The 12,605-nt window shown below is 50.5% G+C and carries 11 protein-coding genes; 1 reads left to right on the top strand and 10 read right to left on the bottom strand.

Annotation, left to right across the window (positions count from 1 at the left end; all coding sequences use genetic code 11):
• Positions 1 to 4: 4 nt before the first annotated feature.
• Complete coding sequence (locus tag WH265_RS08660) at positions 5 to 1,243, top strand: glycosyltransferase family 4 protein (protein WP_339557983.1); 1,239 nt, start codon at positions 5 to 7, stop codon at positions 1,241 to 1,243.
• A 25-nt stretch (positions 1,244 to 1,268) separates the two neighbouring features.
• Here the strand turns inward: WH265_RS08660 and WH265_RS08655 are convergent, their stop codons facing one another.
• From WH265_RS08655 to moaC, 10 genes are all read right to left on the bottom strand, one after another.
• A complete protein-coding gene (locus WH265_RS08655; protein WP_339557982.1) occupies positions 1,269 to 2,411 on the bottom strand; it encodes a glycosyltransferase family 4 protein in 1,143 nt (380 codons plus the stop codon).
• 9 nt (positions 2,412 to 2,420) lie between these two features.
• On the bottom strand, positions 2,421 to 3,533 hold the full coding sequence (glf, locus tag WH265_RS08650) for a UDP-galactopyranose mutase (RefSeq protein WP_339557981.1): 1,113 nt from the start codon (positions 3,531 to 3,533) through the stop codon (positions 2,421 to 2,423).
• Positions 3,530 to 4,441, bottom strand: a complete 912-nt coding sequence (locus tag WH265_RS08645; protein ID WP_339557980.1) for a glycosyltransferase family 2 protein — start codon at positions 4,439 to 4,441, stop codon at positions 3,530 to 3,532. Before WH265_RS08645 ends, glf begins: the two co-directional genes overlap by 4 nt.
• Before the next feature lie 12 nt (positions 4,442 to 4,453).
• The gene (locus WH265_RS08640; protein WP_339557979.1) at positions 4,454 to 5,446 is read right to left on the bottom strand and encodes a glycosyltransferase family 2 protein; all 993 of its coding nucleotides are present in this window, start codon (positions 5,444 to 5,446) and stop codon (positions 4,454 to 4,456) included.
• Positions 5,447 to 5,494: 48 nt separating this feature from the next.
• Positions 5,495 to 6,244 (bottom strand): glycosyltransferase family 32 protein, encoded by a 750-nt coding sequence (locus WH265_RS08635; RefSeq protein WP_339557978.1) that lies wholly within the window; start codon positions 6,242 to 6,244, stop codon positions 5,495 to 5,497.
• Between the two features lie 69 nt (positions 6,245 to 6,313).
• Positions 6,314 to 8,017 (bottom strand): ABC transporter ATP-binding protein, encoded by a 1,704-nt coding sequence (locus WH265_RS08630; RefSeq protein WP_339557977.1) that lies wholly within the window; start codon positions 8,015 to 8,017, stop codon positions 6,314 to 6,316.
• Between the two features lie 14 nt (positions 8,018 to 8,031).
• Complete coding sequence (locus WH265_RS08625; protein WP_339557976.1) at positions 8,032 to 9,357, bottom strand: nucleotide sugar dehydrogenase; 1,326 nt, start codon at positions 9,355 to 9,357, stop codon at positions 8,032 to 8,034.
• 33 nt (positions 9,358 to 9,390) lie between these two features.
• Complete coding sequence (gene galE / locus WH265_RS08620; RefSeq protein ID WP_339557975.1) at positions 9,391 to 10,422, bottom strand: UDP-glucose 4-epimerase GalE; 1,032 nt, start codon at positions 10,420 to 10,422, stop codon at positions 9,391 to 9,393.
• A gap of 179 nt (positions 10,423 to 10,601) precedes the next feature.
• Complete coding sequence (locus WH265_RS08615; protein WP_339557974.1) at positions 10,602 to 11,990, bottom strand: ArnT family glycosyltransferase; 1,389 nt, start codon at positions 11,988 to 11,990, stop codon at positions 10,602 to 10,604.
• Between the two features lie 54 nt (positions 11,991 to 12,044).
• Positions 12,045 to 12,518, bottom strand: a complete 474-nt coding sequence (moaC, locus tag WH265_RS08610; RefSeq protein WP_339557973.1) for a cyclic pyranopterin monophosphate synthase MoaC — start codon at positions 12,516 to 12,518, stop codon at positions 12,045 to 12,047.
• Between the last annotated feature and the right edge of the window lie 87 nt (positions 12,519 to 12,605).

Genomic DNA, 12,605 nt, shown 5'->3' with positions numbered 1-12,605 from the left:
AGTGATGCCAGAGGGTAAAAAGCCCGTCGTGCTTGTATTGGCTTCGACTTTTCCCCGTTGGCAAGGTGATCCAGAACCAGGTTTTATCCTTGAGCTTGCCAAGCGCTTGTCTAGCAGCTGGCATGTGGTGGTGGTATGCCCGCATGCTGCAGGGGCAAAAGAACGTGACGTAATAGAAGGTGTGGAGGTTATCCGCTATCGCTATGCGCCAGAGCGCTGGGAAACCTTGGTGAACAATGGCGGCATTGTTACAAATCTGCGTAACAGCAAATGGAAATATCTGCTGGTTCCAAGTTTCGTCTGGTGTCAGGCTTGGAGCGCTTGGCGCATAACTCGTCGTCTTCATGTGAATGTAGTCCATGCGCACTGGCTCATTCCCCAAGGTTTATTGGCTGCATTGCTGAAGGTGACGAGCGGTAGAAAGGTACCGTATGTCGTCACTTCGCATGGTGCGGACCTGTTTGCGTTGCAAGGCGGCTTGCTGAACGGGCTGAAGAAGATGGTGCTTCAGCAGTCCCACTCTGCAACTGTGGTGAGCTCGGCCATGCTCGACCGCGTGGTTCAGATGGGCATCTCTCCAAAAAAGCTGGATGTGATCCCTATGGGCGTGGACATGGTGGATCGCTTTGTGCCTGCGGTAAATAGCGAGCGCAGCGTTTCCGAACTCTTATTCGTGGGACGATTGGTTGAGAAGAAAGGCCTGAGCCATCTGCTGGACGCGATGCCGGAGTTAATCAAAGCAAGACCGGATACGACTTTATCCATCGCTGGGTTCGGCCCGGATGAGGAGCGGCTCAAGGCCCAGGTTTCTGCCCTTGGCTTAAACGACAAGGTGAATTTTCTTGGTGCGGTGCGCCAAGACGCATTGCCTCAGCTTTACCAGCGTGCAGCATTGTTTGTTGCTCCCTTTGTACAGGCTGCATCCGGAGACCAAGAAGGGCTACCAGTTGCGCTGATGGAAGCCGTTGGTTGCGGGTGCCCTGCCATCGCTGGCAATGTCGCTGGCTTGGCAGATATATTTGGAAATTACGCTCATCAATGTGTTGTGGACCCCAGGGATACGGCGGCGCTGGTAGCTGCAATTCTGGCGGCACTTAACCACCCCGAGGCGGCGCAGCTCCAAGCAAACCAGATGCGAGCATATCTGATTGACCACCTCAATTGGGATGCTGTGGCTGCACGGTATTCTGCGGTGTTGAAAAATGCGTCTGCGTCGCAACTCGATGGAGGTACCTCTGCTTAAGACTGGACCTGCAGGATTAAGGGGCTTAACGCAGATGGCCCATTCCTGATTGCGTGTTTTGATCCTGCGGAGCAGGGAGGTGCTGCTCCATGTCTTTGATCAACTCACTCCAATCCTGGATCGGTAGCTGAGGGCGGTTTCCCAGAGTAAGCTGTATCAATACTGCCCGCACCAGGTCATCTGCACTGCCCGGCTTGAAGAGCAAGTCTGGATAACTGGAAAACAGGCCCCCAGTGGCTCCTACATTGGATGCCACCACCGGCAGCTCGCAAGCCAGCATCTCATAGGCTTTTTGCGGAAAGCAGTGTCTGCCAAAAGGGGTGTCCAGGACAGAAATAACACCGACATCCAGCGCATTGAACAAAGTCGCAACCTGCGCATGTGAGAGCATTCCAAGGTAGTGGACGCGGTCTCCTTGCGGGGGCGGAAGTTGAGCCTCAGTCGGTCCGGCGAGGACCAGATGCACGTCTTGTCGCTTCGCAGCAATGTGTGGCCAAGCCTCAAATAGGGGTTCAATCCCTTTTTCTCGGTAGAGTCCTCCAGCCGTTCCTATTAGCTTGGCATTCTCTGGTAGACCTAAGGCTTCTCTACATGCTTTCTTACTTTGTGTATGAAAAACGGCCCAATCCACGCTGCTGGGCATCGCAAGAACCATACCCTTTGGTTTGCACACTGTTAGAACATGCTGGCGTAGCACTTCGCTCGTGGTCGTCACCAAATCCGCCTGCCTTATGCCCCAGCGTAGTGCCCGCACAAATCCTGGAATGCGGGCCTGTCCAAACCCTTCGAAGTTGTCGTAGAGGTCTGCAACGTAGGGGCATTGGAGTTTGCGCGCTAGCCAGGCCCCCAAGGCGATATGCGGAATATCAGACGCTGCAATGATGATATCTGGCTTGAATGCGCGAAGCGAGTCCAACACCTGCTTCGCATAATTGACTCGTACCGACAGCCCTTTACCGCGCAAAGCCTGTGAGCGCCAATGCAATTCCCCTGGCTTGGCCTCATGGGTCCACTCGCCGTTCTCTCTGCCTTGATAGTCCAAACAGAGCCCTAGCACCTGGTGTCCAAGAAGGGCCAGTTGTCGGGGGATTTCATACAAGCGGGCATAGCGGTCAAGAACCACATCCTTGCTCATATAGCGGCGTTTACATAAGAAAGCAATGCGCATAGATGGTTTTCAAGAAGAGGGACGGAGGCGCTCTATCAGTTTTTGTGCAGCCGATAATGCTGCGCCTACCACTTGGTCCATGTTGTAGTAGCGATACTCGGCGAGCCGTCCGACGAAAGTCACTCCCGATTCCTTCTCCGCCAGTTCGCGATAGCGCTTGAAAAGCGCTTCATTGGTATCGCTCGGAATGGGGTAGTAGGGGTCGCCTTCGGCTTCGGGATACTCGCGCACAATGGACGTTCCCGTGTGCTCTTGGCCCGTCAGGTGCTTGAACTCCGTGATACGCGTGTAGGCATGGTCATTCGGGTAATTAACAGTGCCTACCTGCTGGAACTGCTGCACATCAGCCAAGTGCTCGTGCTCAAAGCGTAAGGAACGATAGGGCAGTGGGCCATAGCAGTGCTTGAAGTACGCATCAATAGGGCCGGTATAGACAATGTGATCGTAGCGCTCCAGGTCTGTCAGCTCCGAAAAATCAACACCCAGTTGAACTTCGATGTTGGGATGGTCGAGCATTCGCTCAAACATCTTGGTATAGCCCTGTGCAGGCATAACCTGGTAGGTATCAGTGAAATAGCGGTCATCGGTGTTGGTACGGACAGGGATGCGCGCCGCTACACCCGCCTTCAGCTCTGAGGGATCCATGCCCCATTGCTTGCGGGTGTAGTTGAGAAAGAACTTTTCATATAGGTCGCGCCCAACACTGTTGAGGACTACGTCCTCGCTCGTTCGAACAGGGTCACGAGGTTCGCGATGCTTTTCGAAGAACTCTGCTGCACCTGCTTCGTCCAAATCCATTCCATAAAGCTGGTTCAGGGTGTCTCGATTAATCGGGAAAGGATACCCTTTTCCATCGACAACCCCTAGTACACGATGTTCGTATTTACGCCATTCGGTGAATTGCGACAAATAACTGAAGACGCGCTCGCTATTGGTGTGAAATATATGGGGGCCATAGCGGTGAATCAATGTGAGATGGGCATCGTGTTCATCGTAGGCATTGCCTGCGATATGAGGTCGCTTGTCAACTATAAAAACAGAATTTCCTGTTTGTGCTAATTCTCTTGCTAAGCTACTGCCAGCAAAACCAGCGCCAACTACTAGAATTTTGAGATTTGTCATTTAATACCCCAATGCACATGGCGTTTCCCTTTTCTTTGCATTACACCATCAATGAAGCCGGCGATGAATGCTCGGGATTGTGCTAATTTTTGCGGTTCCTTAATTAGGGCAATAAAAAATCTAAGAATAGAACCCGGGATGGTTTGTGTAAAAAATCTAAAGCCATAATGCTTTCTTGCAATCAGTAATCGATTGCGTGTATCGTAATAGCGCTTCCATGGAGGTAGGGATAAGAAAAATATCTTCTTTCCAAATATGTTAATCTGAGATGTATGGGATTTTGGGTGCTCAATACGGCTATGGCCTGCGACTATAATTTTTGCTCCAAAATTTTGAGCTCTTATGCAATACTCCACATCGTCAGCAGCTATAAAAAAACCTGCGTCGGGTAGGCCAATTTTCTTTACCAGATCCCGATGGATTAAAAATCCCAAAAATGGCAAAAATTGTACCTCTGCTTCAGAAGGGATTTTGTCTGCAGTGTCAATAATCCCTAGTGGTGGATTGACGACCGTGGTGAGCCAAGATGTGTCAGATTTGTTTACAGCCAGTGAACCATAAATATTCTTAGGATTATTCGCTATTTTCATTAATTCATGTAGCGCAGTAGCATGAGGTTCTGCATCATCATCCATCATCCAAATCCACTCTGCACCGTATTCGATCGCCTTTTGAAGCCCCGTTGAGAAGCCTCCAGCACCCCCGGTGTTTTGAGTCAGTTCTATCAATGAAATAGCTGAATTCTGCAGCCAGCCTTTCTGTGACAGCATTGTGTGGGTTCCATCAGTGGATGCATTGTCTATAATAATGATGCTGTCAGAGCTCTTTGTCTGTGAGCAATGCAAACCAAGCACTTTATCAAGCAAATCTTTTCTATTAAAGGTGACAATGACAGTTGCGATAAACATTATTAAATATTTTTAAAGAGTGCGACGATAATTCGGTGTTATGAAAATAGCTCGAATAAATCTGAATAAATTGCGAAGAAAAACTATAGGCAATGCCGCCCAGAGGATGAGTCTGGGGTCAAGATATTTAAGGAACTTATTTTTATAAATTGAATAATCTGGCTTAGTATTTTTGTCTAAGCGGATAGCCTCTTTTGCAATATTAGACCAAAAAAAAGGGCGGAAGAAAAAGGCGCGGTGAACTAGATCCCAGATTGCTTCAGCTCCCACTTTTGATGTGTCACTGCTCCACATATCGAATTCTTTCATGTATCGTTCGGCATTTAGAATTGCATTCGCCGTAGCTTCGTGGATGAAACCAGATGGGCGATTTAAGGATAGGCGTGTTCCACGGTGTTGATACCAAGCACCTACAACCTCGTTAATAATCATCCAGCGCAGCTTTGAGCTTGTAGCATAGTTAATTATCCAAACTATATCCTCGGACTGACGAAGTCCCACCGTCCATCTTAATTTTTCTATTGACTTGCGTCTGTATACATGTGCATGAACCAATTGCAGTCTATTCCTGCTAATAGCCGTTTGGGCTGCAGTAGGCATTTGAGGTTGAAATAATTCTTCGATAGTGTGATCTTCTTCATCGACTATTGATATTCCCCCTGCACACCAATCTAGATCATGCTGTTGCATCAATTTGTACTGATTGCTGGCTGCGATGGGCATCAAATAGTCATCATCGTCGAGAAAACGAACGATATCGCCTTTGGCTAAGGCTATTCCTATATTTCTCGCATTGTTCTGGTCTGCTATGCAGGAATAGTGAAAAATCACCCTGCTATCGTTTTCATATAAATCTGCCGTTTTTTTCCAAGAAATATCGGGTCCATTAGCTATTACAAGAACCTCGGTTTCATTTTTGTATATGCCAACCAAACAGCTCTCAATGGCTCTGTGTAGTAAATCAGGGCGTCTGGCAGTCGGTATTATTATGCTGACTATGGGCATGTGAGCTTTTTAACGAAGATTTATTCCAAAATTGTGAAACACTGGAAGCTATTGGCCGTTTAAAAATCTCTTTTTGCCTTCTTCTAGTTTTTTGCTTTTAACGATGGCAAGTTTTTTTCTATTGTATTTTTTCATTCGTACTCTAGAGATATACGAAATAGCTCTTGAGATAACATTATTTTTCTTGTAAGTATTTTGTGTTGTTGAAAATAATTGTATAGCGTAGGGTTTATCACTTCCCTCATATAATACACCCGTGAAATGAATTGGGATGAGTATTTGCGACGGAAATATTGTTATTTCAGGATTCAATTTTTTAATCATTTGCGCCATGAATAGATTTCCAGTCGAAATCCATGGCTCATCTAAATCGTTGGGGTCGGTGCTTTTGAGCTGTTCAATCAGGGTTTTTACAAATTCGTTGCCAGGTTCGCATGCCTGAATTGGAGAGACTAATTCGCCACGTACGAATTCATTTTCATAAACTGTATAGGCCCTCTTTTGAGGGAACAAGTTTTGAGTGTTGCGTAAACATATTGAGTCGGCTGGTGCAAGTAATCCCCCATTTTCATAGAGAATTTCTAATCTCATTAAATCTGCGACCCCGGCATATTGGCCTCTTTTTAAGTATTCTTCTATTTGTTTTTGGGTTTGAAAATGAAAATTGCTTAAAAAATCATTATCATATAAAGTGTAGCTCCAATCTGGGTGATGGTCCCTCCATGTGTTCATCCACTCCAGGGGAGCTGGTCGAGGACCAATCCAAATATGGCCGAGATTCTTTGGAATGCCAATCATTGATGACCTTTATAGCAATTTCTTGATAACTATCTTTTGCGATGAAAATATAATATTATTATTTTAATTTTAAATTCTTACTATTTGATCGCAAGAATTTAATGTGGTTTGACGGTGGGCGATTATAATAATTGTCTTTTGACCGGATAGATTACTCATGGATAAATTAACAGATTCTTCGGTTTCATCGTCAAGGGCACTTGTGGCCTCATCCATACAAATCACTGCAGGGTCATGGTAGAGCGCCCGAGCAATGCCAATGCGCTGGCGTTGCCCGCCCGACAGGCGGATGCCGCGGTCGCCCACAAGCGTGGCGTAGCCCTGGGGCAATTCATTCACTATAAATTCATGGATCTGGGCGGTACGGGCAGCACGTCTTACTGCCTGCATGTCGATGGCATCTGGCTGCACGCCAAAGGCGATGTTTGCGGCTACGCTTGTATCGCTTAGGTAGATATTTTGCGGCACATAGCCAATAGCCTGCTGCCAGGCGTGCAGGTTGCCTGCGTCTATCTGCTGACCGTCCACGCTCACGGTACCCGCTTGTGGCTGCAGCAGGCCCAGCAAGATATCCATAAGCGTGCTTTTTCCGCTGCCGCTGGCTCCGGCAATGCCAAGGCTGACATTGGCAGGGATGCGCAGGTCAAAGCCATGCAGCACTGGCTTTTCGGGGGTGGATGGGTAAGCGTAGTTAATTCCACTCAGCCGTATTTCGTGTTGGGGGCGCAGCATTGCGGTACGTTTTGGGACGGGCTCGTCAACCAGCATTAGGTCGTCGTGGATGGTTTTCAGCGTAGCGTTAGAATATTGCAGCCGGGCAAACCCGCGATACATGATTTGCGCAGCTGGTAACAAGCGATACGCCGCAAAACCATACATGCCCAATGCGGGAAGCACGTGGGCCACATCGTTGCTTTGCTGAAGCAAGATAAGGGCAATCAAAATCAACCCTGAATAGCCTGCGGCCTCCACAATGTACAGCGGCGAGGCGGTAATGGTTTCAACGGAGGCCATGTGACGCGAAAATTCTCGCGAGTGATGCGTGTAGGTATTTAGCCAAGCCTCTGCAGTATGGGTGACCTTCACGTCCTTTATGCCTGCCAATGCTTCGGAGCAGCTTTTGTAGCGCCCAGCATCTGCTTCCTGTCGTGCGCGTCCCATGCGCCGAAGTCGGCCGCGTACCAGCAGGTAGATCACTATATATAGCAACCCCACTGCCACCACGATGCCGGCCGCCATCAAGGGGTCATAAGCCACGATCAGCGCCACTATCGCTAGCATGACAGTGCCATGCGCGATAAGCTGAGCCAGAGGCTGCAGCAGGCTGAATGTGAGTTGGTCTGCCTCGGACAAGACGTTTTTCGACAGCTCGGCAGGATTCCGTGTCAAAAAGAACTCGTATGGCTGGTGCAGGTAGCGCGACAGCAACCGCGCACTGAGCGAGTGGCGAAGCATGTAGATGAAGCGGTTGATGGTGTGCAGCGTGACTGCCTTGAACAGTGACGATGCGATAACCAGAGCCATGGAAGTAAAGCCCAAGGCGATGATGAACGCGTTTGTGCTGGTAAAGCTGAAGTGCTGGTAGGCCGCGCTCAACCAAGCGTTCTCGTGAATTACGTCCGTGCGGGCTAGGACCGTTAGGAATGGCATGATTGAGAGCACCCCCATCGTCTCAGCCAGGGCCATTAATATGACCAGCACTAGCATCAGCACGGTTCTTCTCCGTTCGCCTGATGTGAACAGTGCCCAGATTTTCTGCAGTGTGTTATGCACGGCTGTTTACCTCTTCAACCCCGCAGGACATTAGGCCCAGACAGTCGTCCACGCGTGTCGACAACGAGCTTTGCGTGCTCTAGCAGCTGCGCGTAGTTGAAGCTATCGTGATCGGTCGCCAGTACCAGGCAGTCGTAGCTGGCGATGCTGGCTGTATCGAGCGCAACGGATTTCAAATCGAAGTGATAGTCGCGCTTGCGCGGAAAAACTGGAACATGCGGGTCGCTGTAATCTATTTGCGCGCCTTTGGCACGCAGCAAATCCAGAATCTCCACCGCAGGGGATTCACGCGTGTCGTCTATGTTCTTTTTGTACGCAAGGCCAAGTACCAGGATGCGGCTGCCATTGATGGCCTTTCCACATTCATTTAGAGCGTCAGCAACTTTACCCACCACCCACTGCGGCATATAGTGGTTGATCTCGCCGGCGAGCTCAATAAACCGTGTATTGACCCCGTACTCTCTCGCCTTCCAAGTCAGATAGAACGGGTCGATAGGAATGCAATGGCCGCCTAAGCCTGGGCCTGGCTTGTAGGGCACAAAACCGAAAGGCTTGGTGGCGGCAGCATCGATCACTTCGTGAATATTGATGCCCATCTTGTCGGCCACAATCTTCATCTCGTTGACTAGGCCAATGTTCACACTGCGATGGATGTTCTCGAGCAACTTGGTCATTTCTGCGGCCTTGGTGCTGCTGACCGGGACCATGGTCTGGATGGCCAGCTCATACAAGGCCTGGCCCAGTTGCAGGCAGGACGCGGTCATGCCGCCAATGACCTTGGGTATGTCTTTGGTGCCATAGTGGGGGTTGCCAGGGTCTTCGCGCTCTGGGGAAAACACCAGGGCGCAGTTGTGGCCGGGGACCAGGCCACGGGTTTGCAAGCGGGGAGCAAGTATCTCTTCTGTGGTTCCCGGCCAGGTGGTGCTCTCCAGGCTCATCAACTGGCCTTCCTGCATATAAGGAAGTGCCGCCTCGACTGTACTGACGATAAAGCTCAAGTCAGGCTCACGCTGGGCATTCAGTGGTGTGGGGACGCAGATGATCAACGCGTCGAGTTCCTGGGTTCGGCTGAAATCGGCCGTGGCCTCAAAGCCCTGCGACTGGGCGGCTTGCACCAGCGCTGGTGTCAAGCGCTCAATGTAGCTTTGGCCCTGGTTGAGCAATTGCACTTTGTTCAGATCAATGTCAAAGCCGATCACTTTGACGCCTACTTCGGCAAAGCGCAGGGCCAGTGGCAGCCCTACATAGCCAAGGCCGAAAATACCAACAGTGGCCTGCCCTGAAGCAATGCGCTGCCTCAGCCGCGTCAATGGATTGGTGGTGTTGTCGATGGTGGTCATGGTGAGATAGCGAAAAATTACGGTGAGCAGCGACTACGCATCGTAGCCCCGGGGGTTGTGGGTTTGCCAGTGCCAGCTGTCTTGGCACATTTGCGCGAGACTGCGTGTTGCTTGCCAGTTCAAAAGCTGGTTGGCAAGCGTGGTGTCAGCGCACAGCACGGGTACATCGCCTGGGCGGCGGGCAACAACTTGGTATGGAATGGGGCGATCGCAGGCAGCGCTGAAGGTGTTGATCACATCCAGCACTGAGGCACCTTGGCCGGTGCCAAGGTTCAAGGTGAGCAGCGTGCCCTGCGGTTGTTTGCCCAAATAATCAAGGGCAGCGCCGTGCCCCTCTGCCAGGTCCATGACATGGATATAGTCGCGTATGCCAGTGCCATCTGGGGTGGCGTAGTCGTTGCCATAGACCGAGACTTTCTCGCGCATGCCCAAGGCGACCTGGCTGATGTAGGGGATGAGGTTGTTGGGGATGCCACGCGGATTCTCGCCAATCCGTCCGCTGTGATGCGCACCAACAGGGTTGAAATAGCGCAAGCACGCTATGCGCCAATGGGGTTGCGCCAGCTGCAGATCTGCCAGGCAGCGTTCAACCATCCATTTGCTGGTGGCATAGGGGCTGAGCGTGAAGCCGCAAGGCGCGGTCTCGCGCAAGGGAAGATCCTCAGGGGAAGGATCGCCATACACGGTGGCCGTGGATGAAAAAATCAAGGTACTGACTGAGGCGCGATCCATGGCCTGTATCACGGACAGCGAGCCTGCGACGTTGTTGTCGTAGTAGCGGGTAGGCTCGGCGACCGATTCGCCAACCGCCTTGAGTCCTGCGAAATGGATCACGGCATCAATGGCCTGGCCGCGTTGGAAAACTTGGTCGAGCAGTGCTGCGTCGCGGACATCGCCTTGCACAACATGCAGGCTGCGTCCGCTAAGCGCCTGCACCCGGTTCAGCGCCTCGGGCGAGCTGTTGCAGAAGTTGTCGATGACGGTGAGATCCGTTCCGCTTTGCAGCAGATGCAGACAAGTATGCGAGCCAATGAAGCCCGCTCCTCCAGTCACAAGCACATGCATGAGGTGCCCTCTCTTTGTTCATTCTTATTGTCCGCACATTGTCAGGATGTGTGGCGTAGTTTTTGAAAATGAGAACAAGATATGAAGCATAGCCTGAATTGCCACATATCTAAAGCTGTGAAATGTTAATTACTTTCGCTGTGAGATAGATGTATATCGTATAAATGGGGTTGGTATTTCTATGTGACGTCGGCCTCCATCGATACGGCAGGCTGGCTTCTTATTTTCTGGGTCAGTGTGTATAAGAACGAAAAAGACAGAATAAAAATCAATGCGAGAATGGGTGTGTTATATCTGGCGATAGGGAATCCTACGCTGTGAATGCCGATGAAATAGATAAAAACAAATGTCAAGAGTACGCTTGTTGCGTCGGTGAAATGGGGTTGCTTGAAAAGCTTGAGTAATAAATACAGGCTGGAAAAGATGGCTAATGCCACCCATATCCAGTGCGTATGCTGCATCAAAACATAAATGAATATGAAGAATTTCGAACTGAGGTAGGGGCTTTGCAATACGCCGTATGTAAAGAATCCTTGCTCTGTAGAGGCGTCCGACCAAGACAAGAACTCAACAGGCTTACCCATTAAGTACCATTGCAGGTATTGTGCAGGCTGATCCATGACACGCTCCCAAATGCCAGACAAGGCACTGCCGATCGATGACGATAGTTCTTGGATCTTGGGGTCGAATCGGTAGGGATAGCCTAAGGTGGCGGGATCAGCGTTGTACATCATGCCGGGGTAATGGCCATGTACCAGCGTATTGATGGTGAGTGTCGGGTCAGAGGTGATGCCCAGAGTGATGACATTCCTTACCATCCAGAAGGCGCTGGGCAAAATGAACGCAGATGCGATAGCAACATAGTGCTGCCACTGCAGCTGCCGTCCCGAAGCCAGCGCCACATACAGCAATAGCACCGGTAGAAAGTATTGTGTAGTCGGTCTGACCAAAGTGGCAATGCCAAACAGGAAACCGGAAATAATCAGGGTTCTGTTGTTGCAGTCTTCACTTTTATAGCGCGTGCAAACGTAGATAGCGAGTAATAAAAGAAACCCAAAAAGGCTTTCGGATAAAATATAGGTTTCCATGTTGACTAGCTGAGGTGATATTGCCGTCAGAAGTGTGGGGGCGAGGGGCCAGGCACCAGGAAGGATTTTTCTGGCAAGGCCAAATACCAAGATTAGAGATAATATACCCAAGCCTGCCTGTGCTAGGGTTATCTGAAGAATTCCTTTGTCTGACGGGGTTTTTTCAACAAAGGCTAGAAGGAATAAGGGGTAGCCTGGGGATCGAATAGCGTCTGCAGAAGGACCGTGTTCGAAATTGTTGGATTGTGGCCAAAAATCACGAGAATAAACACCGCTGAAACGCAGGTTATGTGCGTAGGTGTAATACTGCCCTGCATCGGCGCGGAAAGGGTTATCAACCACAGTGTTCGTCGCCGTGTGGATTCTGAGATATGCGCCAAGCAGAACAATAAGCACCAGGCAAAAGTTAATAGCCGATTTTCTGTTTTGCAGCATTCGAAATTCAGTGGTGGAAGGGGTGGGGTGTACAAGCACTTGCACCGTGCTGGTTGTGGAAGCGATCGCCGGTGCGCGGTGATGATGAGGTGTCTGCCGTTACGCAATATATGTGCCCGACTTGCCCCCTTGCTTTTCCAGCAATCGAACACCGCCGATGACCATCGCTTTGTCCACCGCCTTGCACATGTCATAAATCGTCAGCAGGGCGATCTGTGTGGCGGTGAGCGCTTCCATCTCGACGCCGGTTGGGCCTACGGTCTCGGTGCGGGTGTGGCAGCGGATGGCCTGCCGATCAGCAAGTACCTCGAACTCCACTGACACTTTCGTCAATGCAATCGGGTGGCACAGCGGTATCAGCTCACTGGTCTTCTTCGCCGCCATGATGCCGGCGATACGTGCAATACCCAGCACATCCCCTTTTTTGGCGGTGCCCGCGGCAATGATGTCCAAGGTGGACGGCTGCATGGTGATAAAGCCCTCCGCAATTGCGATGCGGTGGGTGTTAGGCTTGGCGCCTACATCGACCATATGGGCCTGGCCCTGGGCGTCGAAATGGGTGAGTTCAGTCATGGTGCTTTCCGTGTTCAATACGTCACAAGCGGCAATACAGCATGCAACTTGTGCAGTGGTGCTTCATCATACGTGTTGGGGTGAAGG

This window comes from Comamonas sp. MYb396, assembly GCF_037479555.1.
Taxonomy (GTDB): domain Bacteria; phylum Pseudomonadota; class Gammaproteobacteria; order Burkholderiales; family Burkholderiaceae_C; genus Comamonas.
The sequence above is the reverse complement of the archived record's forward strand: the minus strand, read 5'-3'. Positions and strand labels throughout refer to the sequence as shown.

What these genes read in the sequence shown, in the direction of transcription:
- galE (WP_339557975.1), bottom strand. Translation starts at nt 10,422, where the DNA reads ATGCATGTGCTTGTGACTGGAGGAGCGGGCTTCATTGGCTCGCATACT.
- WH265_RS08640 (WP_339557979.1), bottom strand. Translation starts at nt 5,446, where the DNA reads ATGCCCATAGTCAGCATAATAATACCGACTGCCAGACGCCCTGATTTA.
- moaC (WP_339557973.1), bottom strand. Translation starts at nt 12,518, where the DNA reads ATGACTGAACTCACCCATTTCGACGCCCAGGGCCAGGCCCATATGGTC.
- glf (WP_339557981.1), bottom strand. Translation starts at nt 3,533, where the DNA reads ATGACAAATCTCAAAATTCTAGTAGTTGGCGCTGGTTTTGCTGGCAGT.
- WH265_RS08625 (WP_339557976.1), bottom strand. Translation starts at nt 9,357, where the DNA reads ATGACCACCATCGACAACACCACCAATCCATTGACGCGGCTGAGGCAG.
- WH265_RS08660 (WP_339557983.1), top strand. Translation starts at nt 5, where the DNA reads ATGCCAGAGGGTAAAAAGCCCGTCGTGCTTGTATTGGCTTCGACTTTT.
- WH265_RS08655 (WP_339557982.1), bottom strand. Translation starts at nt 2,411, where the DNA reads ATGCGCATTGCTTTCTTATGTAAACGCCGCTATATGAGCAAGGATGTG.
- WH265_RS08645 (WP_339557980.1), bottom strand. Translation starts at nt 4,441, where the DNA reads ATGTTTATCGCAACTGTCATTGTCACCTTTAATAGAAAAGATTTGCTT.
- WH265_RS08635 (WP_339557978.1), bottom strand. Translation starts at nt 6,244, where the DNA reads ATGATTGGCATTCCAAAGAATCTCGGCCATATTTGGATTGGTCCTCGA.